Annotated in this window: 2 protein-coding genes and 1 pseudogene; all 3 read left to right on the top strand. The window is 63.2% G+C overall.

Features of this window, described 5'->3' with window-relative positions:
• Nucleotides 1-95, top strand: a pseudogene (locus ABZ624_RS42920) (IS5/IS1182 family transposase); the annotation flags it as partial.
• Nucleotides 96-145: 50 nt separating this feature from the next.
• The gene (locus ABZ624_RS42915; protein WP_360101173.1) at nt 146-862 is read left to right on the top strand and encodes a hypothetical protein; all 717 of its coding nucleotides are present in this window, start codon (nt 146-148) and stop codon (nt 860-862) included.
• Between the two features lie 34 nt (nt 863-896).
• Nucleotides 897-1,244: a hypothetical protein gene (locus ABZ624_RS42910; RefSeq protein ID WP_360101170.1), complete on the top strand. Its 348-nt coding sequence runs from the start codon at nt 897-899 to the stop codon at nt 1,242-1,244.
• Nucleotides 1,245-1,758 lie beyond the last annotated feature (514 nt).

Below are 1,758 nucleotides of genomic sequence, written 5' to 3'. Positions count from 1 at the left end.
CCGACAAGGGCTACCGGGGCTCCGGCGGCACGGTCCGGATCCCCTATTGGGGCCGGTGGGAGATCCTCTCCCCAGGTCAGAAGGCGGTGAACCGGATGCCACCGCCGTCTCGGCTAAGCCAAGGCCTCTGCCCACCGGCTGGCATGTGCAGCCCAACGCCCAGGGGCACGTGTATTATGCTTTTGACCCGAACATGCCTTCGCATGCACGGGACCAGGCCACGACCGCTGCCAATGACTGGAATAAGGCATTCGGTCGCACTGTCCTGCTGCCCGCGCTCAGCGGTCATGAAGCTGAGGCCCAAGTGAACTTCAAGTGGGGCCTGGCCCCTGGTGCAAGCGGAGCGGCTGCTGCCGCAGCAGAAGAGGGAACCGGTGACATCTATTTGACTCCAAGCTCATTCCATACGAAGGAACAGCTTGAGAATAGCGTGCCCGACTTTGTTCGAAACGGGATGATGCGCAGCATTAAGGACGGTCACGTCGTTACGGTGCAAGAGTATGTAAATAAGGGCATAAACCACAATATCGGTGTTATTGCTCATGAGATGGGTCATGATTTTGGTCTGGAGCATCCGGTGGAGGCGCATGCGAGCGAAATCATGATCAGCCCACATGCGACAGATCCCGAGAAGCGTACGTATAGCGTTACCGGGAAGGCTCCGGAAACCAAAATTGGTCCAAACGGGGAAGAGGCGCGCCTGGCACTGAAGATCCTCGGTATCGACGGCAATCGTCAGGACAATGGAGACGGAAAGGCAGAGCCTGTCCGGGCCAACGACGGGCAGCGGTCTGGCCCGGCCAACGCGGACTCGGCGGCTGCGACGGAGGGGGGCGGAGCAGTCTCAACAGCAGCACGCTGACAGCGGGCTGGAACTCGTCGAAGGCCCAGGGGGCATGACGTACGTCCATGATCTGAAAACCGGCTTTCGTACGGAACTTAAGTATTGGGAGATGCTGCATGGGCGGTTTCCCGGGCCCAACGAGATTACGTCCAACGAGCAGCTGGCCAAGGGCCAGAAGGCCGTGGAGGAACCCAAGCCGCGGGTGAGGAAGGATGTTGGCTTCGGGCCTGAGACCCGGGCGGCGACCGACGAGGCTGACCGGCGGAAGCCTGAGGAGCAGGCGAAGCGTCAGCAGGAGGCTGACCGGCGGAAGGCTGAGGAGCAGGCGAAGCGTCGGGAGGAGGCTGACCGGGAGGCGGCCGATCGTGTGCGGGAGGAGCGTGCGCGTGACGAGCAGTAGTCGGTCTGGGTGTGTGGGAAATCGGTGACTGGGTGGCGGGGTCAGGCACCTCCCTGAGAGGCGATTCCTTGCCGTCTCTGGTGGTGGGGCTCGCTGCGGGAGCGTTGATGGCGCGTTTCCGCAGCATGCCCCGAGGCTGCCATATCGCGTCAAGCTGCTTGAGGGAGATCTTCACGATCCGCTCTGCTGTCGCGACTGGCGCGTTCGAGAATCTTGAAGAGCTGACGGCAGATGGCACGCTTGAGGCACCGCTGGGCGTCACAGGAGGTCTTGCCCTCGGCGACTCTGCGGGCGACGTGGCGTTGTCATATTGTCGGGTGCGGGGTCGTTTGAGGGTATGCCGATGTCAGAGGTAGCTGGGCATGCCGATGCCGGCGGTGATGTGGTCCCCAGATGGTGAGGCGGAGGAGTTTCTCGAAGCGGTGGGCGGCGGCGGTGATCAGGTGGCGTGGGGGCCGGTGCGGCGAGGTGCCGCTGGACGCGGACAGGAACCGCTGGGCCCGGCCGGGCGTCC

Origin of the sequence: Streptomyces sp. NPDC007205 (assembly GCF_040634095.1) — a bacterium.
Lineage (GTDB): Bacteria > Actinomycetota > Actinomycetes > Streptomycetales > Streptomycetaceae > Streptomyces.
This window is presented reverse-complemented; position numbering and strand designations above follow the sequence as displayed.